This window comes from Inhella inkyongensis (assembly GCF_005952805.1).
Taxonomy (GTDB): Bacteria; Pseudomonadota; Gammaproteobacteria; order Burkholderiales; family Burkholderiaceae_C; genus Inhella; species Inhella inkyongensis.
Map to the genome: position 1 here is coordinate 4,043,436 of NZ_CP040709.1, position 21,785 is coordinate 4,065,220.

Below are 21,785 nucleotides of genomic sequence, written 5' to 3' on the forward strand. Positions count from 1 at the left end.
GCTGGCCGAAAGCTCACCCCCGAATCAGGGCGAACTTGCGGGCAAACCCCGATAGAGAGGCAGGGCTGCTATGCGGGATTGGATGCGCGCCATCTCCGCCTGATAGGCCGGCGATCCCACCGTGCCGTAGCGGCGACGGAACTCAGCTTCACTCAAAAACTCGCTCAGATCGGCCACCTCTGGGAAGACGGCGGCCTCATCCAAGCCGGTGGCCAAGGCCGCCAGCACCGCCACCGGATTGGCCGCGCAGGCCCGACCAAAACGCTCGCCAGCCGCATCGGCCGCCAGGTCGTTGAAGGAAAAACCGCTGCCGCCGCGCGCGTCGGCCAGTTCCTTGGCCAGGCCCAGCACCCGGGTCAGGCGGTCGCCCCCTTGCCAGTTCAGCCAGGCCGAGAGCACGAAGTGCTGGGCCATGTCATCACGCCCCTTCAGCACCAAGACGCGGCGCTGCTTGGGGCCGGCCGCCTCGGGCAACAAGGGGGACAAGTCGCGCCCCAGCGTGCGCAAGGTCAGTTGCAACAGCAGAGCCCGCAATTCGGTGGCGCCATCCTGGTTCTGGCGCTGCACACGCTCGAGCGCAGCTTTGGCCAGCACCTGCATCACCGGCATCAAGGGCTGCGGATTGGCCAGGTTTTGGGTCGCCCAGGCCTGCCAGGCCTGGTGCTGACTGATCAGGGCGGCGCGTTCGGCCGGCGTCCACAAACCCGCCAAGGCCGCCGTGGCCTGCTCCGGTTGCCACTGCCAGCGCAGCCACAAGGCCTGCTGCTCGAAACGCCAGCGCTCCACCAGATTGAGCGCCTCCAGAGCGGCACTGCCGTACTGACGTTCCAACCAGTGCTTGGCCAGCGCCTCCACCCAACTGGGAGGCAGCGGCAGCCGGCCGATGCGGGCCGAGCGCAGCCGGGGCCACTCGGACTGCAGCACCGACACCTCAGGCGGCGGCGCCCATTCGAGCTGTAGATTCAACCAGGGCCGAGTGGGCAGCATCGACGCTTGCAGGCTCAGCGCCAGCCGGGCCTGGGTAGGTTCGATGGCGAACTGAGCCGCCCGCTGCGGGTTGCTGAACTGGGTCAGCAGCACGTTCAGATCAGATTGGCTGAGCCGCACGGCATGCCGGCTGCCCCGGGCCTGGGCGCGCGGATCCAGGCGTCGGATCAGCAACTGGGCCCGGGAAAGGTGCCCGGCGTCCACCGCCAGACCGGAGGTCGGCGGCGCCACCAGCGGCTCGCCCTGCAAGGACAGGGCCAAGACCAGAACCAGGCTGAGGGGGATCAGGAGCCACAGCCAGCGCAGGACGCGCCAACGGCTTCGCGGGGATACAGACATGGGCTGCAGTCTGCCAGGGCCGACGATCGCCTCAGAGCAGCCCGCCGAGAGTGAGCGCCGGCTCACTCTCGGAACATTGCAAATACTAGATGGCGAGAATCAACGCTTGCGGTCCAACTGCAGGATGCGCTCCAGCGCACGGCGCCCGCCCTGGCTGGCGGAGGCCTCGTAGGCGCAGTGTTTGGGGCCCTTGTCAGCCAGCATTTCCGCATAGGCTTGCGGCAGCGGGCTGCGGCGGGCGGGGGTGGCATGGCGGTGAGCGAGCGTGTTCAGCATGGTCTTCTCTTGGGGTCTTTCGACCTTGGACGGGGAGACCTTTCCCCCCGATGGGAGCCGCAACGGGGCGGGGAAGCCCTTGGTTGACAGCCCTCCAAAAGATTTTTTCTGTCAGAAAGTCCAGCGCAGCCAAGCGCCCAAGCCGGTCGGCCCACTCCGCTGGCGCGCCCACATCACGCCCAAGCTCCAGTCTTCGCCGACATAGGCTCGTAGCCCCAGCCCCAGGCTGGGCCGCTCACCCTGTGCGCCATAGGTCTCCAGGATCCAGTCATGGCTGTCGGCGGGGCTGTACTCCAACCCAGCGGACCAAAACCGCCGGTTCTGCTGGGTCACCCGATCTCGACCCAAGCCCGCATTGATATGCAGCCACCAGCGCTCCTCATCCCAGGCGCGGCTGAGCACGGCGGCTGCACCCGCATAGCGCCAGTGGCGCCCGGCCTCGGCGCGACGAGCACGCTCCAGCTCCCAGGCCAAGGTCAATCCCCAGCCCTCATCGGCGCGCGAGATCAAGCGGGTCTTGCCATAGACCGAGGCCGCGTCGTCCGTTTCGTCAGCTTCACGCTGCCGCGTCCAGGCCAGATTGATCTGCGTGTGCGACCAGAAAGTGCACCCCGCGCGCAGGTCCGTCACAGCGGCCTTCGGCAGCCCGCTGCCGCGCAGACGCTCGGCCCCCAACTCTGCCTCGCATTGGTGCAGCGGCAACAGGTCAGCATCCTCGACGGCGAGCGGAATGGCGGCCTGCACCGCCGATCCCAGACCCGCCAGGGCCCAACAGAAGGCCCGCACGGTCAGAAGCCGAATCGCACGGTCAACAAGCCGGTCTTGAGCTTGGGCTCACTGCGCGTCTGCGAGGCCATCAGACCAATAGACCACGCCTCACTGGCGTTCCAACGCAGGCCCACGCCAAACTGCGGCTTCTCGTGCCGCGCGCCATAGGTCTCGGCCAGCAGGTCGAGCGCATCGTTGAGCGCCCACTCGGCACCCAGGGCCCAAAAGCGCGTACTTTCATCGTCCAGGCGTGAGCGAGCTGTGCCCAGGTTCATGTGCAACAAACCCTTTTCCGCAAAGGACTGGGTGAACACCAGCGCCAGCATGCTGCCGTCAAAGCGATGGCTGCCGCCGGGGGCTTTCAAGGTGCTGAGCTCCCAAGCCAGCGTCAAGCCCCAGCCCCCTTCAGGTCGGGCGCGAAGGGCACTCTTGCCGCCCAGGCTGAAGCTGTCGGCATGCACACCGGCTGCACTGGCACGCCCATAGCCGATGGCGGCTTGATGCCCTTCTAACCAACCACAGCCCACCTTGGTGCCCCAGGCTCTGACGGTCGGTGCCCCCGACTCGCGAGCGCGCTCGAAGGCACTCTCCCACTCGCACTCACCGCGCGCCAGCACATCAGCGTCCTCGGTGGCCATCGGGGCGCCGGCCTGGGCCGACTGGACAAGAAGCAAGGCGGTGACGAGGGCCCAAATACGCATGGCAGGTCTCCGGTTCCGGTTGAGGTGGAAACCAGACTAGAGCATCCTTGCGCATTTGGACAGGCGGCTTGCCCTGCTGTGTGGCGTTGAGAATGCAGGCTTCATCCGTCTACAGCATTGCGCCATGACCGTCATCCTCGCCAAGAAAATCCCGGCGTCCGCCACCCCTTTGCTGTGCACCACGGCAACCGACTGGCCCAGCCTGCGCGCCACGCTGCCCAAGCCCACCCAGCGCTGGCTGGAGACCCTGGGATTCGCGGGCAAGCCCGACACCCACGCCCTGCTGCCGGACGACAAGGGCGGCATCGCCCAGGTGATCGCGGGGGTGCGCGCCGTTGACGACCCCTATGCCTTGGCCGCATTGCCGCAAGCCCTGCCAACTGGCCGCTACCGTTTGAGTGCCGAAGGCGCCGACCTCGACCCGCAGGCCGCCGCCCTGAGCTGGAGCCTGGGCGACTATGTGTTCGACGCCTACAAAGCGCGCGGCCGCGTCGGTGCCGAGCTGGTCCTGGTGGATGGCCCTGAGGCCCAGCGCGGCCTGGCCATCGCCACGGCAATGTGCGCCACCCGCGACCTCGTCAACACCCCGGCCGAGGACATGGGCCCGGCCCAACTGGCCAATGCCGTCAAGCTGATCGCCAAGCCCCATGGCGCCAAGGTCAAGGAGATCGTCGGCGACGCGCTGCTCAAGCACAACTTCCCGGCCATTCATGCGGTGGGCCGCGCCGCCGCCGCCGGCCGCGAGCCGCGCCTGATCGAGCTGACCTGGGGCGATGCCAAGGCGCCTCGCCTGAGCATCGTCGGCAAGGGTGTGTGCTTTGACACCGGCGGCCTGGATATCAAGCCTGCCGACGGCATGCGCAATATGAAGAAGGACATGGGCGGTGCCGCCAATGCCCTGGGCCTGGCCGCACTGGTGATGGCGCTCAAGCTGCCGGTGCGCCTGCAGCTGCTGATCCCAGCCGTGGAGAACGCGATTGCCGGCAACGCCTACCGCCCCGGCGATGTGGTGCGCACGCGCAAGGGCCTGACGATCGAGATCGGCAACACCGACGCCGAGGGCCGGGTCGTGCTGTGCGACGCCATGGCCTACGCGGCCGAGAGCCAGCCCGAGCTGCTGATCGACCTGGCCACCCTGACCGGCGCGGCCCGCGTGGCACTCGGCCCGGAATTGCCGGCTCTGTTCACCCGCGACCTGGCCCTGGCCCGCGAGCTGGTGGACCTGGGACTGCAGGAGCGCGACCCGCTCTGGCACATGCCGCTGTGGCAGCCCTACCAAGCCATGATCGAGACGCCGATGGCGGACGTGAGCAACAGCGGCAACAGCCCCCAGGCCGGGGCCGTCACCGCCGCGCTCTTCCTGGACCGCTTTGTGCCGGCCGATCAGAACTGGCTGCACATCGACCTGTTCGCCTGGAACCTCGTCAGCCGCCCCGGCCGCCCGGCCGGCGGTGAGGCCCAGGGCATCCGCACGCTGATGCACCACCTGGAGCGCCGCTACAGCGCCTGATCCATGCCGCGCAACGCGCCCCTCTGGCTGGCCTGCGGCCTGGTCTGGGCCTTGGCCAACCCCTGCGTCGAGGCTGCCGAACCGGTGCGCGTCTGCCTCGGCGACGTGGCGCATCCACCGTATCGGCTGGCCGATGCCAAGGGGCGCACGCAGCGCCAGGGACTGGACTTTGTCTTCCTTGACTTGCTGGCTCAGCGCAGTGGCTTTCAGATTCAGAGCGAGCTGCTGCCGGGGCGGCGCTGCCTTTTGGAGCTCAAGGCCGGACAGCAAGACATGCTGTTCTCCATCAGCTACCTGCCGGAGCGCGAGGACGCGGCCCTCTTCCCCATGCGCAATGGCCAGCCCGATGCCAAGTTGGCCTTGCGCAGCCAGCAATATGTCTGGTACGTCTTGCAGTCATCCAGCTTGCGCTGGGACGGCCGAGCCCTGCAGGGCTTGGCGCCCCAGCAAGCGGTGGGTGCGCAGACCGGCTACTCCATCAGCGCGCACTTGCGTGAGCAGGGTTTCGTCGTGGACGACGGCGTGCGCAGCGCGGCGCTCAATTTCGAAAAGCTCCTCAAGGGCCGGTTTGCGGCCCTGGCGGTGCAGGTGTCGGAGTCCGAAGGCGTGCTGCGCCAACGCCCCGAATGGGCAAGCCAGCTACGCCGCTTGGACCCCCCGATCCAGGAACGCCACTACTTCATGGCCCTGGGCCACCACCTGGCCCAGCGCAGTGGCAAAACTCCGGCGCAGTGGTGGGAACTGATCGCTGAAGTGCGCGACTCGGCCGCCTACCGAAAGGCTGAAGCGGCAGCCAAGTCAGAGCACGATTGATCACGCCCCACCTAGGCCTCAGGGGGCTACGGACTTCTCGGCGCCCCAAGCCTCCTGCGTCATCGCGTACCAGTCGATGCGACGGGTCGCAAACATCAGCGCGGCCAGCACCACGAACATCAACAGACTGCCCATCAGGAGCGCGGTTTGCTCCAGATTGAGCACGTAGTAGAGCGCGCCAAACAGCAGGGCGACCCCGGCGCCGAAGGCGGCGCCAGCTCGCCAGCGGCCGAACAGCGAGGCCGCATAGCCGGCCAGTAGCGCGCTGGCCGCCGCCGTGGCCAAGGCATAGGCCTGGACAAAGGGCAGATGCTCCGAGAGCGCCAACAGCAGCAGGAAGAAGAGGCTCTGCGCCAGACCCACCAGCAGGTATTGCACCGGGTGCACCCGCACTCGGCCCAAGAGCTCGGTGGTGGCCACGGCCGCGAACACCAAAGCCACAAAGAGCAGCGCGTACTTGATGGCGCGCTCACTCAGCATCAGCGGATTGACCGGGTCGATCAGGGCCACGCTCAGGGCGTCGGTGTCCATCTTGCCGGCGCGCACATCGGCACCGGCGCGGGTGGCCAGGGCGCTCACGCGCCATTCGGCGGTGAAGCCCTTGGCATCGGCCTCACGCCGCACGGGCAGGAAACGTCCGCCATAGCTGGCATGCGGCCAGGACGAATGAAGGTTCAGGCGCAAGTCGCCAGCCGCCGGCACCCAGGCGAACTGTTCGGTGCCCACCAGGTCCAGGCTCATGGCGAGTTGCTGGCTGGCCTGCAGGTCCAGCTGCGGCAACTCGGCGTGCAAACCCTGAGACAGACCGGGATGGCCGCTGCCGGGCGCGGCGGTTTGGGCCTGGCCGTTGAGTTGTAGCTCGACACTGCGAATGCCGCGCGCATCGCCCACGGCCAGCACCAGACGTGGGACGCCACAGCGCAGCTGCCCACCGCGCTGAGCCTGAGCCAGGAGCTCTTTGGCGTGCGGCCACTGGGCCTTGAGCTTGAGGCGGGCCTGGTAGGTGTTGACCTTGAAGAGGCCGCGGTAACGCGGTTCGGGCAGCAGCTCGCCGTCCACTTCCAGCTTGGCCGGCAGGGCGCTCAGCACAAAGCTGCTCTCCTGCGGGGTGCGGCGCACCTTGCCCTTCTCGGTGTCCTCCTCCACCAGCTCCCAGTGCTCGGTGCAATGGCGCTGCAGCAGCGGGCCCAGCACCGTCTGCTCACTCGCCAGGGCTTGGCGCACCGATTGACGGGCCTCGTCCTGGAAGCCCAGGCGCTGGTCAATCAGCCCGCCCACCTTGGCCAAAGCCGCCGCCACCATGATGCCCACCGCCAACAGGCCCAAGCCCTTGCCCAACCACAACTTGCCTCGCATGCATGCACTCCTTTGAAAACAGGACGCTCATGCTCGCCAGGCCCGGTGATGGAACTAGGGGCTGTGTGAGGGCAATGTGAAGCGCACACGCAAACCCGGCTCGGCAGCCTCAAATTCCAGCCAGCCACCGTGCAGCTGCGCCACCTGTCGCGCCAGGGCCAGACCCAGGCCCGAGCCCTTGCGGCCATCCGGTCGGGTGGTGGAGAGGAACTGCTCTCCCAGGCGGGACAAGGTCTGCGGAGGAACGCCGGGACCGAAGTCGCGCAGGCTCAAGGTCCAGCGCCCTTCGCGGGGTTCCAGCCGGCAGTCCAACGCACTGCCGGGCGGCGCGAAGTCGATGGCATTGCCCAGCAGATTGGCCCACAGCAAGGCCAGAGCCTCGGGGTCACCGTGCACCGTGGCCGCCGGCAAATCCTCCAGCCCGCGCAGCTGCAGGCCCGCCTGGGCACAGCGCCCGGCCTCGCGCGCCGCGCCGGCGCGCACCAGCTCATCCAGGCGCAAGGCCTCTTGGCGCAGGGGCGTGGTCTGGGCCTCCAGCTTGCTCAATTCCAGCAGGCGCTCGGCCAGGGTCTGCAGGCGCAGGCTTTGGTCCACCACCTGGCGCGCAAAGCGCTCGCGGTCGGGCGCGGCCAAGTCTTCCTGCAGCAGCTCGCCGGCTCCCCGCAGCGCGGTGAGCGGGCTCTTGAGTTCATGCGTGAGCGAGCGCACGCGCTGCTCCCACTGGCTGCGCCCTTCCAGGCGCGCGCGCATCGCATCCATGGCGCGCGCCAGTTCACCCAGCTCACCGCGCAGGACCGGCGCGGGCGCGCCCGGCTGCGCGTGCAGGGCGTGGTCGCGCAGGCGGCGCACGGTCCACACCAGCCAGCCCGTCAGCATGCCGCCCAGCAACAGCGCCGCGGCCACCAGGATCAGACCGATCTGCCACACACGTTGCTCGGTGCGCGCCACAAAGGGGTCCAACGCCGCCACCGGCTTGCCCACGCTGGCCACGCCGATCAGGCGACCCGACTCATCCAGGATGGGCGCGGCTACCTGGAGCACCAGGCTGCCCTCGTCGTCATAGCGGCTGCGGCTGGCACGCGCACCGTACTCACCGCGCAGGGTGCGCAGCACATCGTTCCAACGCGAATAGTCCTGGCCCACGGCGCTGGGGCTGGCGGTGTCCAGCAGCACCCGGCCGCGCGCATCCGTCAGATAGATGCGCAGCTGCAAGGCCTCTTTCTTCAGACCCCAGATCTGCGCCTGCGGACTGCGCTGCGGCAAGGCTTGCAGCTGCTCATTCAGACTCTGCAGACTGCCCCCCGCTTGCAAGGCGGGGGCGCTGATCACGGCCACCAAATGGGCGGTCTCGACCAGAGACTCCTCCACCACCTCGCGCACCCGCGGCTTGACCTCGCCCAGCACCACCCGCAGCACGCCATAGGCGGTCAGCCCACAGAGCAGAAAGAAGACCAGCAGGACTCTCAGGCCGAGGTGCATGGATCCCAGGAGTAGCCCAAGCCGCGGTGGGTGCGGATGAATTCAGCGGCACCGGCTTCAGTCAGCTTGGCGCGCAGGGTCTTGATGTGGGTGTCCACGGTGCGGTCGCCCGCCTCGCTGGCCTGACCCCAGGCGCGGTCCAACAACTGGTCGCGACTGAGCACCCGCCCCGGCGCTTCCAGCAAGGCCTGCAACAGCGCCAACTCGCGCCGGGTCAGGTCAAGAAGCTGGCCATTCCAGTGCGCCTGCAGGCCCTCGATGCGCAGCCCGGGATGCGATGACGGCGCCGCACGACGCAGCAGGCCACGCACCCGCGCCACCAACTCGCGTGGGCTGAAGGGCTTGCAAAGGTAATCGTCGGCGCCCAGCTCCAGACCGAGCACACGGTCCAACTCCTCGCCGCGAGCACTCAACATCAGGATGGGCGTTTGCCAGCCCTGCTGGCGCAGCTCGCGCAGCCAGTCCAGGCCCGAGCCATCGGGCAGCCCGATGTCCAGCACAGCGCAGCGCGGCGCCTGCTGGGCCCAGGCGGCGCGGGCCTCCTTCAGCCAGCTGTGGTGCGCCACCTCGAAGCCCTCGCGCTGCAGCGCAAAGCTCACGGTCTGCGCAATCGCCGGGTCGTCCTCTAAGAGAAGAATCACCGGAATTTGGTGATGCCCAGCACCGGGAACATCTCGGTCAGGCCGCTTTGAAGCAGTTCCACCGCCAGGGCGGCCAGGATCAAACCCATCAGGCGCGTCATGATGTTGATGCCGGTGCCGCCCATCACCTTGGCGATCTTGCCGGCCGCACTGAAACACAGCCAGACAAAGGCCGCCACCACCACGCCATAGCCCACCAGCACGGCCTGATGCCACCACTGCGTGGTCTTCTGCGCGTAGATCACCATGGTCGAGATGGTGGCCGGGCCGGTCAGCAGCGGAATGGCCAGGGGCACCACGGCGATGTTGGCGCCCGCGCCGTCGCTGGTCACCGCGCCACTCTCAGCCGGCTTGGCGTTCAACATCTGCAGTGCGTTGATCAGGAGCAGGGTGCCGCCGCCCACTTGGAAGCTGGCAATGGAAATGCCGAAAAACTCGATCAGCTTCAGGCCCAGCAAGGCCGACAGGCCGATCACGCAAAAGCAGGTGAAGGCCGCCACGCGGATGGTCTGCTTTCGCTGTGCGCGATCAAACTCTTGCGTGAAGGCGATGAAGAAAGGAATGACCCCGATGGGGTTGACCATCGCCAAGAGGGCGACCAGGGGTTTGTAGATGTCCATGGCCCCGGATTGTCTGCACAGGCCAGATGCCGCCAGTTAGCGCAGACCCGCAGCGCATGAGTAATAGTCCGCCCCCACGCCTTCGGGGGATTTGCGGGTTTCCGAGCGGCGGCAAAAAACAACAAAGCCGGGGTGCTCGTGATTTGTGTCATGGCCGATGGGAATAATGGCTCGCACCGGAAAGGTCGCATTTGATTCGTTGGTTGATGGGTTGAGGCGCCTCGCGGTTCTTCTGTTTTCTGTATTTCGTAAGGGGCTTCCCCATGAACAACAAGCTTTACGTCGGTAATCTCGCCTACAGCGTGCGCGACGATTCCCTGCACCAGGCATTCGCCCGCTTTGGCACCGTGAATTCGGCCAAGGTGATGATGGACCGTGAAACCGGTCGCTCGAAGGGCTTCGGCTTCGTCGAGATGGGCTCTGACGCCGAGGCGCAGGCTGCCATCAATGGCATGAACGGTCAGGACCTTGAAGGCCGTCCGGCCGTGGTGAACGTGGCTCGCCCGCGTGAAGCCCGTCCGGCTGGCTTCTCCAGCCCCTACGGCCGCGGCCCGGGCGGTGGTGGCGGTGGCTATCGCGGCGGCAACGACCGTGGCGGCTATTAAGCCCTAAGCCAATCACACTCGTGATGCAACAAGCCCGCCTCGGCGGGCTTGTTTGCTTTCAGTACCGCTCAGGTCGGATCACCTGAACCTCGGTGAAGCTGATCAACACGCTGTAGTGCGGCGCAAAGCGCTGCAGCACGGCCTCGGCCACCGCATCGGCCACGCCGGGATCACAGATCACCCGCAACTCGATGCTGCGGTCGGCCTCCCAATCGCCGGCTCGTTCGCCCTCCGGGAAGGCGCCGCGCACCTCATAGACCGTCCAGGCCTGGATGTGATGGCGCTTGAGTTCGGCCAACAGGCGCGGCTCCAGCGCTGCCTCGGCCACGATCTTGAGCTGGGTCTTGGGGTGCTTTTGAATCATGCGAAGGCCTCGGCCAGCCGCAGGTAGAGCGGAATGCCCACCAGCAGATTGAAGGGGAAGGTCACACCGAGCGCGCAGGCGATGGCCAGGCCGGTGTTGGCCTGGGGCACCGCCACGCGCAGCGCAGCGGGCGCCGCGATGTAGCTGGCACTGGCGGCCAGCGTGGCCACGAGGGCCACGCCGCCGGTCTGCAGGCCCAAGGCCTTGCCCACGGCCAGACCCAGCAGGGCCAAGAGCGGCGGCAGCAGCAAGCCCAGACCCACCAGGCGCAGGCCATGGCGGCGCAAGGCCGGCAATTGGCCCCCAGCCACCAGGCCCAGTTCCAGCAGGAAGAGGGCCAGCACGCCCTTGAAGGGGTCGATGAACAGGGCCTTGATCGGCGCCACGCCGGCGTCACCCGCCAGCCAGCCGATCAGCAGCCCGCCCATCAGCAGCAAAACAGACTTGCCCAGCAAGACCTCGTGGGCCAGCAGGTCCCAGCGGATCGGCCCACTCTCCTGCCGCAGGGCCAAGCGCGCCAGCACGATGCCGACCACCAGGCCCGGCGCCTCCATCACCGCCACCCACAGCGGCGCATGGGCCTCAAAGGGCAGACCGGCGCGCTGCACGGCCGTCATCCCCACCGCAAAGGTCACCACGCTGACCGAGCCGTAATGCGCGGCCAGGCCGGCGGCGTCCACGCCGCGCAGGCCGGCCAGGCGCAGCACAGGCGCCACCAGCAGGGGGATGAGGGCGCCGAAGCCCATCAGCACCAGCACCTGGGGCGCCAGCACATCCACCGCCTGCCGGCTGAGCTCCAAACCGCCCTTGAGGCCGATGGCCAACAGCAGGTAGAGCGTCAGCGTCTCATACAGCGCCTCGGGCAGGCGCAGATCGCTTTTGACAAGGCGGGCGAACAGGCCCAGCAGGAAGAAGAAGACCACCACATCCATGATGGGGCGGCATCATGCCGTGCACACCAAAGCCCTGCCAACGCGGGTGTTTGGCAACGCGGATTCAGAGATTCCAGCCCTGCTGGAACTTCACGAACAGCTCCCGTTGCAACGGCTGCGCTTGCGCGACCCGCGACCAGCTCGCGCCCACGCTCCAGCCGCGCAACGCACCGGCGCGCGCCAGCCAGGTCAGGGTGCTGACCTGTTCGCGGTCCCGCTGCGCGGGCCAACCGGCCTCGGCCTCGCGTTCGCTGCGGCCCTGCTGGTGCAACAGACGCACGGCCTGCTCGGGGCTCAGGTAGAGCACCAGTTTGGTCTGGTCCTGGCGCTCCGCCAGGGCGGCCTGTCCGCTGGGTGCACGCACCGCGGCGCGCGCCCAGCGCTGCTCCAGTTCCATGCCCCAGCCACCCGGCAGCACCCAGCGCCAGTTGAACTGCGAGCTCAAGGCGTAGCCACGGCCCACGCGGTCGGCGTCCACATCCAGACGCTGACCCCACTCCAACTCGAAATGGGCGAAGGTGAAGAGCGGGCCGGGGTGACTGTCCATTCCCAGCGTCAGGCTGCGCGGACGGTGCAGCCCGCCATCGGCCCGGGCGCGCTGACGTTGCCAATTCGCATGGCCCCAGACCTCGGTGGACCAAGGCCCCAGCATCCAACCACCGGCCTGCAAGGCTTGGCCGATGGGCTGGCGCCGCGTGACGCCGCGCTCGGGATCGCGCAGGGCCTGAGTATCCAGCGCTCGCAGCGTGGCCTCCCACTCCTGCAGCGGTCCGTCCTCGGGATGCACCACCCGCGTCAGCTCCAAGGTGTGGCGCTGGATGCCGGCCTGCGGCACGAAGCCGTTGTCATTGACGAAGCGCGTGCCGATGCGCTCCCAGTCCGCCTGCCAGCGCCAGTGCTCGCCGTGATGGCGCCATTGCAGCCAGCCGGCTTGGTCCTGCGTGGCTTGCGCAGCACGCAGCAGGCCGTGCTGGACGTCCAGGCGGCTGAGATCGCGACTGAGCAGCCAGTGCCCGCGCAGGCGTTCGTCTTCGCCCAGTTGGCCCTGCCAGTCCAGCCCCAACAAGTCGGTGCTGGCGCCGCGCTGCCACTCGCGCCGCGTCAGCAGAGCGGCCACGGCCCAGTCCGCGCTCCACTGCGTGCGATGGCGCGCAAACACCAGCTGCGAGGCCTGGTCGATCTCCACACTCTCGGTACCCAGCGCACCGGGGCGCAGCAGCAAACCCCCACCGGCATCGCGCACGGCCAGGGCCGTGGCCTCGGAGTCGGCACCGCGCCAGGTGGCGCGCAGGCCCCAGCGCGGATCGACCACGGCCCGCGAGTAGAAGGCCAGCTGCCCTCGCGCCACACCCCAGCGGTCGGGCCCGACCTGGCCCAGCACATCACTGCTGTCCAAAAAGAAGGCGCGCTTCTCGGGCACGAACAGCGCGAAACGGGTGTTGCCTGCCAGTTGCGGGTCATCCAACTCGACCTGCGAGAAGTCCGGCCGCAGCGTCGCATCCAGCACCCAATCGGCGCGCGGTCGCCACTGCAGCTCCAGGCCCAGATTGGCACGCGGCGAGGCCGCCTGCGGCCGTCCGTGACGCAGCGTGAGTTCGCTGCGCAGCACGCGATGCTGGGTGTGGGCCAAGCGCTCGCGCAACGGGGCGTCATGGTCCAAGGTCTGCATCTCGGTCAGCAGATGCGGGGTGCCGCGCTCCAGCAGCACGCTGGTCAGGGTCTGCGCCGGCTCAGAGGGGATGCGGCGGCTCAGCATCAGGCGCCAAGGCAGCTGCCCATCGAGCGGATAGCGCAGCGAGGCCAGGGGCCAGCGGATCTCGGCGCTCCAGCCATCAGCCAGCCGCTGCACCCCGACCTCGACGTCAAGGAAGTCCGGCGCATCGTCCTCGTCATCGGTGGCCGCGGTATAGAGCCCGTCGCGGATCGAACCCGCCGCATTCACCCGCACGAACTGCGCCACCTGCTGGCGGCCGTTCGGATCGATCCAGACGGTCAGGCTGTCCTGATCGGGCCAGACCTGATCGCGGCGTGCCAGCGGGGCGCGAAGGTTCTGGGGCTGCGGATCCCAAGCGCGCAAGGCCACCACCAGAGCGTCGCCACTGAGCAGCAACTGCGCCTCAGTGCGGTAAGCGCCGACGGACCCGGAGGGCTCGGGGCGGAAGCGCTTGAAGGCATCAAAACGCGGCGCCACCTGCCACACGGCATCGTCCAGGCGACCATCGATGCGAGGCGCTTCGTGGGCCTGGGTATGCAGGGGCAAAGGAGGCGGAGAAGCGGTGGCCGATGCAGCGGCCGCAGCGCAAAAGAGCGCTGCAAAAAACCAAGGGCTTTGCATGAACAGGAGGGGCGGCAGCGCCGCCAACAACGGGCGGAGATGAACCGGCGCCAAAGACAGGCGGCGCCGGGCAGGGGTCCGAAGCACAGGGGCTTCAGCGACCGTTAGCAGGGATGCAGAACCTTCATCTCACCCTCCTTGGGCAGGACACCCGGTTTGAGGAAGGCGCGCAGTGTATTGATCTCGCGCAGCTTCGCCAAGCATGCCTTTTTGCACGGCAAGATGCGGCCATGACGCGCCAACTCATCCTCTGCTGCGACGGTACCAACAACAACCTGACCGGGGCGGCTCACGACACCCATGTGGTGCGCATCGCCGAGATGCTGGCATGCAACCCCGACGCCGAACGCCTGGTGTTCTACGACCCCGGTGTCGGCCACGCCGCCACCCTGCCCGGCGGCACCTTGTGGGAGCAGCTCAAGCTCTGGCGCGATCGGGTCAACGGCCTGGCCTTTGGACAGGGTGTGTTCGAGAACATCCTGGAGTGCTACCGCTTCCTGATGCTGAACTACCGCCCCGGCGATCAGCTCTTCTTCTTCGGCTTCTCGCGCGGCGCCTTCACCGCGCGCAGTGTGGCCGGCATGGTGAATCTGTTCGGCATCCCGGCCGCGTCGCACGAGAACATGCTGCCCACCCTGCTGCACCTGTACTTCTCGCAGCGTGGCGATGCCGGTCAGTTCGACGCCGTCAGCCAGCAGGCCCGGACCCTTTTCGTCCCCCCCGAGCGCCGCCAGGTGCCGGTGCACTTTGTCGGCGTATGGGACACGGTGGCCTCCGTGGGGCTGTGGCCCTTTGGCCTGCGCTTCACCGCCCGCCCGGTAGCCGCCGGCAAGGCCTTTGTGCATGTGCGCCACGCCTTGGCTCTGGACGAACACCGCGCCCCCTTCGAGCCGCGGCTCTACGAAGACGCCAACGGTCCACTGCGCAGCCGCGATGGACAGCTTGGATCGATCAAGCAAGTCTGGTTTCGCGGCGCCCATGCCGACGTGGGCGGCGGCTACCCCTGGCGCGAGGCCGGGGCGGCCGAGGCGGCGCTGGGCTGGATGCTCAGCGAGGCCATCACCTGCGGACTGCGCCTGCGCGCCGGGGATCAGCCCCTGCAGGACGAAGACGACGTGCTGCGCGCCCTCACCACCCGGCAGGGGCCGCGCGCCGAAGCGCGCCCTCTGCGCCCCCAGTTGCACGACGAATTGGCCGATGGCCCAGCCTGGGCGCTGACTGGCCAACGCCTGCGTGCGGCCCGGCAGGGCGAAGAGCACCCCAGCGTGGCCGCGCGTGACGCGCGCTGGCCGCAGGACACGGTGTGGCCGCAACGCGCCACCCGGCCCATCGACCGCGCTTGCTGGATCCTGCTGCCCTTTCTGTGGCTGTGGATGGGGGTGCTGCTAACGGGCTTTGGGCGCGGCAGCCCGGGCGACTGGACGCAGTTCCAAGCGCAGCTCGGCGCCATCCTGGCAGCCCCTACGCAGTACGCGCTGTGGCAGCTCAGCGCCGGCTGGCTGCCCGGCCCGCGTGCGCTCGGTGATCCCGCCGTGCTCTCGGCCCTGGCCGTGGAGTCGGGCTTCATCGCTGCCTATGCCCTGCTGTTGGCACGCATGCTCAGCCGCGCCTTTGCCCGCGCCGCCGGCCTGCGCCGGCTGGGCCAAGCCGCCGACCCCTTGATGCAGCGCCTGGGCCAGGCCCTGCCCTTGCTGGTGGGCGCCGACCTGCTGGAGACCGGCCTGTGCGCCTTGTCCTATGCCTTCGTGGGCAGCGGCCTGGACTGGCTGGCCCCGCTGTTGCGCCTGCTCATCGTGCCGGTCGCCGCCGCCAAGTTCATCGGCCTAGGCGGCTGCGCCATGCTGTTTTGGCGCGGGCTGCGCAGCTGATCAGACCGGCGCAATGGACTGCGCATGCCGCAGTCGCTGATCGGGATCCCAGCGCCGCTTCACCTCGCGCAGCCGCGCCAGGGCGCGCCCGTAATAGGCCGTCAAAACGTCCTCTCGCCAGGGATCAGCGTAGCCTTGATAGGCCTCACCGTTGGCGCTAGGCTGCAGGCAGCCCCTGACTCCGCGCACCCAGGTCAAGGCCTGCTCCCGTTGTGCCTGGCTGGAGCGGGCTCCGACCACACAGGTGTAGCGAATCAGTGCCCGCGCCTGCCGGTGCACAAAGGCGCTGTCCGGTCCGCGTGCATAGGCCCCTCCCCAAGGGATGAACTCAATCTCTCGATGCTCGGCATAGCGTCGTTCGGCCGCAAAGCTCCGCAGCAATTCGGTCCATGCTCCCGCCTGTGGAGACACGTCAAAGAAATCAGACTGGGTGAACTGGTACCCATGTTCTCGATACGGGCGACTGGGCTGCCAGGCCGGCCGCCCCTGGCGGTCGAGCAACCCGCAGCAATAGGCGGCAGCTTCGGACTCGCTCAGCGGCCAACAGCGCAATCCGTCGCCCAGCGCACGGCGCATGGGCTCCAGGAGTTGGGCCGCCGCACTCGGCACAGCCATGACCAGGCCGAAAAGTTCCAGACACGGCGGCTCTTCATCATCGTCACCCTGAGTCAGCTGCATTTCCAGGTTGACCCGCTCATCGGCCGTTGGGGCCCACGCCATCCAGGCTTGCAGACGCTCCTCTGCACCCTCAAGCGTCCAACGGGCGTACACCGCCGTACCAGCTTGCGCAGCCGAGGTGCGCAGGTTTAACTCGGTCAGCACAGCGAATTGGCCAGCGCCAGCACCCCGAAGGGCCCAGAACAGGTCCGCGTGCTCCTGTTCGTCCACCTGGATCAACTGACCCGCTGCATCCAAGGCCTGCGCGGCGTCCAACTGATCACTCAGCAACCCCGTGCTGCGCCCCTGAAATCCAAAACCGCCCACCAAGGCCAGGCCACCCAGGCCCACACTGGGGCAGCCCCCGGTTGGAATGCGCCGGCCCCGACGCGCCAACTCCGCGTTCAGCTGGCCCGAGGTGCAACCGGGCCCGCAGATCAGACGGTCACCCTCCAATCGCCAGGTGTTCATGAGTTCCAGATCCAGCAGCAGGCCCGCGCTGCTGGAAAGATCGGCAAAACAATGACCGCCGCTGCGCAAGCCCACCGGAAGGCCATGCTCCAGCACAAAGTCCCAGGCGCGACGTAGATCTTCGGCATCAGTGCAGCGCACCCAGGCCTGGGGTCGAACCAGGGGTTTGCCTGCCGCCAACTGCTTGCCCACGCCAATGACAGCAGGTTGCTCGGCGGGCAGCACAAGCGTCCCCTTCAGCTGCGCGCGCAAGCTCAGCCAGTCGCGATCGGTGATCGGCTCGCGCTCTGGCACAGCGCCCAAGCTCATGTTGTGCTCACATCGTCCAAGCCATGCAAGCGAGATTGCAGCCGGTACAACTCGGCATAGCGGCCCTGCAAGGCCATCAACTCTGGATGGGTGCCGCGCTCCACGATGCGTCCCTTTTCCATGAAGGCAATCAGATCCGCTTGCCGAACACTCGCCAATCGGTGGGTGATCAGCACCACGGTACGGCCCTGACCCAAGCGTTGCAGCGATTCATAGACCGCCGCCTCGGCCCTGGCATCCAGGGGCGCCGTGGGCTCATCCCAGATCACCAAGGGGGCGTCGCGATAGAGGCCCCGCGCCACCGCCAAACGTTGCCATTGGCCGCCGGATAGATCCTGCCCCCCCTTGAATTGGCGCGACAACAAGGTGTCCCAACCGCCCGTCAAACGCTCGATCACCTCATCGGCGCGCGACTCTCGGGCCGCCGCCCACAGGGCCAGGTCCTCCGGGTCTTGACGTTCATGCCGCCCCACCTGAACGTTCAGACGGGCGCTCTTGGGCCAGCGAATGGGGTCTTGCAGCACCATGACCACGCGTTCACCCAAGCTCTGCGGGTCGAAGCTGCGAGTGTCATGGCCGTCCCAACGAATCGCGCCTGAACTGGGTCGGTATAGGCCGGCAATCAGCTTGGCCAAGGTGGTCTTGCCCGAACCGTTTTCTCCCACTAGGGCCACCGTCTGGCCGGCTTCGATGGTGAGCTGTATGTCCTGCAACGCGGGGGTCGCAGCTCCGTCGTAGCTGAAGCAAACCTGCTCCAGACTGATTCGACCAGGCTGCAGTGGTGCCGGCCGCCCCAGCGTGCGCGGTGCTGCAGCCTCCGCGCGGTCCATGAAAGACTGGTAGTCCGCGATGTAGATGGCCTTCTCGAATAACTCGTGCAGCAACTGGGTGCCTCGCTGCAGGGCCTGGCTGGCATTGCGCAAGGCCAGCACTGCCGTGCCCGCCACGGCCAAATCCAACCACCCCTGGCGCAGCAGAGTGAACAGCAGGCCATACGTAGCGAGCAGGCCAAGTCCACACCAGAGCTGCCCCCAGGCCCTGGCGTTGGCTTCGTTGCGCCCCAAGTTCGTCAAGTGTTGCTGCAGGGCCTGCGCCGGCTGGTCATAGTGCGCCTGGACAAAGGCCTGCGCCTGATGGGCACGCAATTCAGGGGCCGCCTCGCGCTGGGTTGCCAACTCGATCATCAGCTCGGCCTGGCGCATCAGGGCCACGGTGGTGCTCATGCTGTCGCGCTGCAAGTGCGCAGTGCGCCAAGCAGCCCAGGCCTCCGGAACCAAGGCCAATAACAGTGCAGGCAGCAAGAAGGGATGCAGCACGGCCAAGGCCACCCCAGCCGCCACCATGGTGACCAGGACACTCAGCCCTTCCACCAAGCATTCGGTGGCGCCCTCCAAGTGCATCACCCCCCGATCCCGGGCCCGGTGCAAACGGTCGTAGAAGTCCGGGCTGTCGTAGGCCACCAGTTCCACCGCCAGACTGGCGCGCACCAGCTCCTGCTCGGCCACACGGTGGACGGCTGGGCGCAGTCCTGCCTTGGCGTGTGCGCAGCCCGCCTCTGCCGCCAGCCGCACACCCTGAGCCCCGAGCAAAGCGAGCAAAGCTGGAAGAGCGGCCTCCCACGCCACGGCACCACTCACCGCATCCAGCAGATGCGAGAGCAACTGCGCGGTCGCCAGCAGGCTGAGCGCTGTACTCAATCCAACCAAAAGCTGCAGCCCACCGATGGCCAAAGCGGCCCCTGGCGCAGCGCGGCGCACCAAGCGCAGCAACGGACGCAGTGACTGGACCATGCGCCGCAACAGTCCATGCGTGCTCTGGCCCTCATCCAGCCGCCAGTACGGCGTGTCGAGTTGCTCGCCCAAGGCCTGCGCCAATCAGATCACCCCTAGCGTCAGTACGTCGGGTACGCGGCTATCAGGATGGAAGGCAAGCAGCTGATAGGCCACACCGCCCAATCCCGGCATCAAGCCGGGCACAAAGACATTGCGCGCGATGCCACACACCGGTCCGTGCGCCTCCAAGCTCGCCAGAAACTGCGCCAACAACGCCGGTGCATCCCCCTCCTGGCTATGCACACCGGCCCGTTGCGCCCTCAACAACAGCGCATAAACACTGGCGTCTCCGTGACACAGGCTGTGGTTCCACCCCAGACCCAGGCGGGCGCTGGCATCGACCGCGCGCTGGACCCGCAGGCGGCGCAGAGGATCCTTCAACTCGGGATCCAGTGCAAGGGCGGCCAGTCCAATCCCCACCGAACCATGACACCAGGCGGCCGCGGTCCTTGCACCTTCTAGGCCGCGCAAATCCAGCCAGTTGCACTCCTCTTCATCCCAAAGCGCGTCATCAAAGGCCTGCGCGCCCGCAGCCGCCCGCGCAAAGCGCGGCTCGGCTGTGGCTTTGGCCAGGTGCTCCAGGGCCCAGGCCATTCCGCTCGCCCCGTGCACAAAACCGCCAATGCCATCAGGCCACTGCTCATGAGCCCAATAGAGCTGCTCACCGCGCCAACTGGCCTTTGCGATCAAGGCATCGCCCAATGCGACCGCCTGTGCCAAGTAGCCTGACTGCCCTGTGCGCCGGGCCAACTGCAATAGCGGCACGATCGCACCCGCCTTGCCAGTCAGCAGATCATTCATGTCGTCGGCCTGCGCCGCTTCAGGCAACAGTTCCGCCAAGGCACAGGCGCGCTCCACGGCCCGCCCATCGACACAACCCAACTGCTCAAGTGCCAGCCAGGTCCAGATCTGCGAGGCCACGCCGACATAGCCTCCGGGCGGCGGCGGACGCATCTTCTTCTGTCGGCCCCGCTCCAGCCAGCGCTTGTCTTCTGCCAGCTCCAAGGTATTCAGGAGGCGCTCGAAGAGGCTGGGCAGTCCTTCAATCACATCAGCACGGCCCGCCTGCATTTCCTTCACATAGCTGGCAACCAGCAGAGCAATACCACTGTGCCCGCCATAGAGATCCTGCTCCAAGGGCTGAACTGACCAACCGGCCGGCCCCAGGATGGGCGCAATCCAAGCCACGCTGCGATCGCAGCCTTCGATCGCGGTGGCCTGAAGTTCGCGCAGGATGCGGGCCGCCTGGATACGCCGACGCTCGTCCAACCGCTCCCGGTCGACGACTGGGACACGCAAGCTCTGCTCGGCCGGCATCCAGCCATCATTGATGTAAGCGCTAACCAGCGCCGCCCGGATCACATGCCGCTCCAAACGCAAATCAGCATCGCGCCAATGGGTCAATGCGGACTGCGCGAGCGACTGGGGGGGCAGCCACCGCGTCCCACCCGGGCCCTGAAGCTCCCCCTCGGCCACGGTGGTCACGAACATCGGCACGTCGCCAACCAACAGATCCTCCACTTCGGCCTCCACGACCTCGAGGCGACCAGGCGCCAAAGCATTCTGTGCGCCCATGCGCATCATCAGGTCGCAGGCCCGCTCGCGCGCAGGAGCCTCTTGATGGAGCGAAACCGGGTGCCAAAGCATGCGCCCCAATTCCGCATACACCTCGGTGGCGCGGGTCACCACCCGCACGGTGCAATCCTCGAACGCCACCAGCAAGGGGGCCAACTCACCCGCTTGGTCCAAAACCTGCAACTCCGAGGTCAGGGCGTCAAAGCCGCTCAATACCTCCCCCCAAAACTGAGCCAATGCAGGCTCTGGGCTGGGGTGGTTCTGAGCCGCTGGAGCCGGCATCAACACTTGTCCGATATGCGCCTCGTCAGTACCCGCCTTCAGGATGGTGGGCTGCAAGCTCATCGGCTGTTGCCCCGGCAAGGAGCCCAATGCCGAGTTATCGATCCCTCGCCAGCCAAGGCCTTGGCCGCGCCCCGGCAGCAAGCCGATGTTAAGCACTGTTCCAGAGACCAACCGGGCCGCTTGATCCGCCGCGTCCCCCAACCCACTGGGAGGGTTGCTCACCCGCGGAGTGAACAAAGTCTCGCAATCCACCACCACCGGGTGTGGGCCATGCGCGATGAGATTCTCAGCGTGCAGATCACTGCCCGAAAGCAAACGCATCAGCGCCAACCAATGACCAATGCCGCGATAGAAGATGGCCAGCTCTGCGTCGCCCTGCGCATGTCGATGGGCAATGAACTCGGTCCACCCGTGATCTTCTCCATCCAGCACCCGAGGCACGCGCATGCTGCTGCCGCCCGGCAGACGGGCCGAGAGAGTCTGCACTAAATCGCTCAAGCGCCGATCGATACGGACCGAGCGCGGCTTGTAAACCAGGCGGCCTTGCTCAAAGCTCAGCAGCACCACCGTCTTGCCGCCTTGATGGCTGTCTCCAGCGCCAAAGCTCAGTGCTCGCAGCAGCCCCAGAGGATGCCCAGCCAGCGCATCCAGATGCGGTCGCTGCTGCGCCAGATGGCGGGCGAATTGAAGGGCAGCCTGACAGCGCGCGGTCAGCATATGACGCACGCGCGCTGCCAAAGTCGGGTAATTGATTTCTTGCTGTGCCCAAAATTCAGGGCGTGCGGCGGTCTGGACAAACTCGGTCCAGCGCGCGCTTGAATCTGTGGCCTTCAGGCGGCCGGCCTGCTTGGCGGCATGTAACTCCAACACCAGCAGGCGACTGAGCTTGGCATTCAGCAACTCCAGAAGGGAGTCGTTCAAGCTCTGGGTCAGAACAACGGCCTCAGAGGCCTCCAGACCAGGGAGATCGTCAAGCTGGGCTGCCAGCTGCGCCATGTGAGGCGCAATCAGGCAGCCCAGCGCTGCATCGAAATCGCTGGCGTCACGCAGGGACGCCATGCG

At 67.3% G+C, this 21,785-nt stretch carries 17 protein-coding genes and 1 pseudogene; 4 read left to right on the forward strand and 14 right to left on the reverse strand.

All coding sequences use genetic code 11. The features are described from left to right. Nucleotides 1-24 precede the first annotated feature (24 nt). The 4 genes from FF090_RS18855 to FF090_RS18865 all read right to left on the reverse strand — a co-directional run bounded on the left by FF090_RS18855 (nucleotide 25) and on the right by FF090_RS18865 (nucleotide 3,071). A complete protein-coding gene (locus tag FF090_RS18855; RefSeq protein ID WP_138858207.1) occupies nucleotides 25-1,326 on the reverse strand; it encodes a YfiM family lipoprotein in 1,302 nt (433 codons plus the stop codon). Between the two features lie 99 nt (nucleotides 1,327-1,425). Next, complete coding sequence (locus FF090_RS19375) at nucleotides 1,426-1,602, reverse strand: hypothetical protein (RefSeq protein WP_175423734.1); 177 nt, start codon at nucleotides 1,600-1,602, stop codon at nucleotides 1,426-1,428. A gap of 111 nt (nucleotides 1,603-1,713) precedes the next feature. Then, on the reverse strand, nucleotides 1,714-2,388 hold the full coding sequence (locus FF090_RS18860; protein WP_138858208.1) for a PA4824 family protein: 675 nt from the start codon (nucleotides 2,386-2,388) through the stop codon (nucleotides 1,714-1,716). Between the two features lie 2 nt (nucleotides 2,389-2,390). Beyond that, entirely contained in the window at nucleotides 2,391-3,071 is a 681-nt protein-coding gene (locus FF090_RS18865; RefSeq protein ID WP_138858209.1) for a PA4824 family protein, read from the reverse strand. Nucleotides 3,072-3,195: 124 nt separating this feature from the next. Here FF090_RS18865 and FF090_RS18870 point away from each other — a divergent pair, with 124 nt between their 5' ends. Together FF090_RS18870 and FF090_RS18875 are read left to right on the forward strand one after the other, a co-directional pair. Further along, nucleotides 3,196-4,581 (forward strand): leucyl aminopeptidase family protein, encoded by a 1,386-nt coding sequence (locus FF090_RS18870; RefSeq protein WP_138858210.1) that lies wholly within the window; start codon nucleotides 3,196-3,198, stop codon nucleotides 4,579-4,581. 3 nt (nucleotides 4,582-4,584) lie between these two features. Further along, nucleotides 4,585-5,394 carry a substrate-binding periplasmic protein gene (locus FF090_RS18875; RefSeq protein ID WP_138858211.1) on the forward strand — a complete coding sequence of 270 codons (810 nt, stop codon included), beginning with the start codon at nucleotides 4,585-4,587 and terminating at the stop codon, nucleotides 5,392-5,394. A gap of 18 nt (nucleotides 5,395-5,412) precedes the next feature. Here the strand turns inward: FF090_RS18875 and creD are convergent, their stop codons facing one another. The 4 genes from creD to FF090_RS18895 are packed head-to-tail and all read right to left on the reverse strand — an operon-like array spanning nucleotide 5,413 to nucleotide 9,490. Next, nucleotides 5,413-6,750, reverse strand: a complete 1,338-nt coding sequence (gene creD, locus FF090_RS18880; protein ID WP_138858212.1) for a cell envelope integrity protein CreD — start codon at nucleotides 6,748-6,750, stop codon at nucleotides 5,413-5,415. 54 nt (nucleotides 6,751-6,804) lie between these two features. Beyond that, a complete protein-coding gene (gene creC, locus FF090_RS18885) occupies nucleotides 6,805-8,229 on the reverse strand; it encodes a two-component system sensor histidine kinase CreC (RefSeq protein ID WP_138858213.1) in 1,425 nt (474 codons plus the stop codon). Next, entirely contained in the window at nucleotides 8,214-8,870 is a 657-nt protein-coding gene (locus FF090_RS18890) for a response regulator (RefSeq protein WP_310732980.1), read from the reverse strand. Before FF090_RS18890 ends, creC begins: the two co-directional genes overlap by 16 nt. After that, the gene (locus FF090_RS18895; protein ID WP_138858214.1) at nucleotides 8,867-9,490 is read right to left on the reverse strand and encodes a MarC family protein; all 624 of its coding nucleotides are present in this window, start codon (nucleotides 9,488-9,490) and stop codon (nucleotides 8,867-8,869) included. The genes FF090_RS18890 and FF090_RS18895 overlap by 4 nt, the downstream gene beginning before the upstream one ends. Nucleotides 9,491-9,753: 263 nt before the next feature. Here FF090_RS18895 and rbp point away from each other — a divergent pair. Beyond that, nucleotides 9,754-10,092 (forward strand): annotated as a pseudogene (rbp, locus tag FF090_RS18900) (RNA-binding regulator); the annotation flags it as partial. Between the two features lie 61 nt (nucleotides 10,093-10,153). Here rbp and FF090_RS18905 read toward each other — a convergent pair. From FF090_RS18905 to FF090_RS18915, 3 genes are all read right to left on the reverse strand, one after another. Next, a complete protein-coding gene (locus tag FF090_RS18905) occupies nucleotides 10,154-10,459 on the reverse strand; it encodes a P-II family nitrogen regulator (protein ID WP_138858216.1) in 306 nt (101 codons plus the stop codon). Further along, on the reverse strand, nucleotides 10,456-11,391 hold the full coding sequence (locus tag FF090_RS18910; protein ID WP_221304986.1) for a sodium-dependent bicarbonate transport family permease: 936 nt from the start codon (nucleotides 11,389-11,391) through the stop codon (nucleotides 10,456-10,458). Before FF090_RS18910 ends, FF090_RS18905 begins: the two co-directional genes overlap by 4 nt. A gap of 64 nt (nucleotides 11,392-11,455) precedes the next feature. After that, nucleotides 11,456-13,651 carry a DOMON domain-containing protein gene (locus FF090_RS18915; protein WP_138858218.1) on the reverse strand — a complete coding sequence of 732 codons (2,196 nt, stop codon included), beginning with the start codon at nucleotides 13,649-13,651 and terminating at the stop codon, nucleotides 11,456-11,458. 305 nt (nucleotides 13,652-13,956) lie between these two features. On the opposite strand from FF090_RS18915, the gene FF090_RS18920 reads away from it, so the two are divergent. Continuing rightward, nucleotides 13,957-15,594 (forward strand): T6SS phospholipase effector Tle1-like catalytic domain-containing protein, encoded by a 1,638-nt coding sequence (locus FF090_RS18920; protein WP_175423735.1) that lies wholly within the window; start codon nucleotides 13,957-13,959, stop codon nucleotides 15,592-15,594. Here FF090_RS18920 and FF090_RS18925 read toward each other — a convergent pair whose 3' ends face one another. Genes FF090_RS18925 through FF090_RS18935 form a run of 3 tightly spaced genes read right to left on the reverse strand, consistent with a single transcriptional unit; the run spans nucleotide 15,595 to nucleotide 21,782 of the window. Then, entirely contained in the window at nucleotides 15,595-17,031 is a 1,437-nt protein-coding gene (locus tag FF090_RS18925; RefSeq protein ID WP_138858220.1) for an FAD-binding oxidoreductase, read from the reverse strand. After that, a complete protein-coding gene (locus FF090_RS18930; protein WP_217503005.1) occupies nucleotides 17,028-18,905 on the reverse strand; it encodes an ABC transporter ATP-binding protein in 1,878 nt (625 codons plus the stop codon). The genes FF090_RS18925 and FF090_RS18930 overlap by 4 nt, the downstream gene beginning before the upstream one ends. After that, the gene (locus FF090_RS18935) at nucleotides 18,906-21,782 is read right to left on the reverse strand and encodes a type 2 lanthipeptide synthetase LanM family protein (protein ID WP_138858221.1); all 2,877 of its coding nucleotides are present in this window, start codon (nucleotides 21,780-21,782) and stop codon (nucleotides 18,906-18,908) included. Nucleotides 21,783-21,785: the final 3 nt, after the last annotated feature.

Coding starts and splice junctions, on each gene's coding strand:
- FF090_RS18910 (WP_221304986.1), bottom strand. CDS start 11,391: ATGGATGTGGTGGTCTTCTTCTTCCTGCTGGGCCTGTTCGCCCGCCTT.
- FF090_RS18925 (WP_138858220.1), bottom strand. CDS start 17,031: ATGAGCTTGGGCGCTGTGCCAGAGCGCGAGCCGATCACCGATCGCGAC.
- FF090_RS18870 (WP_138858210.1), top strand. CDS start 3,196: ATGACCGTCATCCTCGCCAAGAAAATCCCGGCGTCCGCCACCCCTTTG.
- FF090_RS18920 (WP_175423735.1), top strand. CDS start 13,957: ATGACGCGCCAACTCATCCTCTGCTGCGACGGTACCAACAACAACCTG.
- FF090_RS18865 (WP_138858209.1), bottom strand. CDS start 3,071: ATGCGTATTTGGGCCCTCGTCACCGCCTTGCTTCTTGTCCAGTCGGCC.
- FF090_RS18875 (WP_138858211.1), top strand. CDS start 4,585: ATGCCGCGCAACGCGCCCCTCTGGCTGGCCTGCGGCCTGGTCTGGGCC.
- creD (WP_138858212.1), bottom strand. CDS start 6,750: ATGCGAGGCAAGTTGTGGTTGGGCAAGGGCTTGGGCCTGTTGGCGGTG.
- creC (WP_138858213.1), bottom strand. CDS start 8,229: ATGCACCTCGGCCTGAGAGTCCTGCTGGTCTTCTTTCTGCTCTGTGGG.
- FF090_RS18895 (WP_138858214.1), bottom strand. CDS start 9,490: ATGGACATCTACAAACCCCTGGTCGCCCTCTTGGCGATGGTCAACCCC.
- FF090_RS19375 (WP_175423734.1), bottom strand. CDS start 1,602: ATGCTGAACACGCTCGCTCACCGCCATGCCACCCCCGCCCGCCGCAGC.
- FF090_RS18905 (WP_138858216.1), bottom strand. CDS start 10,459: ATGATTCAAAAGCACCCCAAGACCCAGCTCAAGATCGTGGCCGAGGCA.
- FF090_RS18855 (WP_138858207.1), bottom strand. CDS start 1,326: ATGTCTGTATCCCCGCGAAGCCGTTGGCGCGTCCTGCGCTGGCTGTGG.
- FF090_RS18935 (WP_138858221.1), bottom strand. CDS start 21,782: ATGGCGTCCCTGCGTGACGCCAGCGATTTCGATGCAGCGCTGGGCTGC.